At 70.2% G+C, this 829-nt stretch carries 1 protein-coding gene and 1 pseudogene; both read right to left on the reverse strand.

What is annotated here, in order from left to right:
- Nucleotides 1–356 (reverse strand): annotated as a pseudogene (locus IG90_RS40400) (hypothetical protein); the annotation flags it as partial.
- Nucleotides 353–778, reverse strand: coding sequence for a DUF6507 family protein (locus IG90_RS0138710; RefSeq protein WP_030596094.1), 426 nt, complete (start codon nucleotides 776–778; stop codon nucleotides 353–355). The pseudogene IG90_RS40400 and the gene IG90_RS0138710, both read right to left, overlap by 4 nt.
- Nucleotides 779–829: the final 51 nt, after the last annotated feature.

Consider the following 829-nt stretch of genomic DNA (forward strand, 5'->3'; position numbering starts at 1 on the left):
TCGTCCGCGTTCGCCTTGACGAGGAACGCGCCCGCATCCCGCTTGAGCTGCCGCAACTTCTCGACCAGCGGATAGGCATCGTCCGAGTAGGTGCTCAGCGCACCGGTGATCGTGGCCAGGTCCGACTTCAGCGAAGCCCCGCGGTCCGCGACCGGTTTCGTCGTCGCGAACAGCTGATCGGCCTCCGGCGCCTTGTAGAAGGCCTGCAGACCGCCGAAGCTGCTGTGGATGTCGCCCGTGGCCGTGGCGATCTTCGCCCCGTCCTTGGCCAGAGCGCTCACCTTCGTGTCCAGCAGGGCCAGATCGCCGGTGAAGACCGGTATGCCCTCCAGGATCACCGGCTGGTCATCGCTCACTTGCCGGCCCTCATGTCCTTGAGCAGGTCCAGACGCACGGACCTCGCCGCGTCCTGCGCCTGCTTCGCCGTGTCGAGGTCACCCTCCACGTACTCGCTCACTGCCGTCGCCGCACCCAGCACCGCCGCCTGGACACGCTCCGACATCGACTCCAGCTGGGCCTGCCGCGCCTGCGCGTACTCACCCAGCGCCGCCGCCACCGGACCCGTCGCCGCCCGCGACAACGGGGCCTGCCCCGGGGCCACCGGCCCCTGCAACGGAGTGCTCGCCGCCGTGCCCGGCACCGCCGTACCCGCCGCCCGCGCGGCCTCCCCGAGGTCCTTCAGCAACGCGTTCAGCGCCTTCTCCAGCTCGCCGGCATGTCCCCCGACCACCTTCAACTGGCCCTGCACACCCTGCGGCTTGATGTCCCACCCGGTCATCCCACACACCCCCCGTACGCACCACAAAGCCAAGCCACCCACCCCGCACGG

This window comes from Streptomyces anulatus (genome assembly GCF_000721175.1).
Taxonomy (GTDB): domain Bacteria; phylum Actinomycetota; class Actinomycetes; order Streptomycetales; family Streptomycetaceae; genus Streptomyces; species Streptomyces anulatus_C.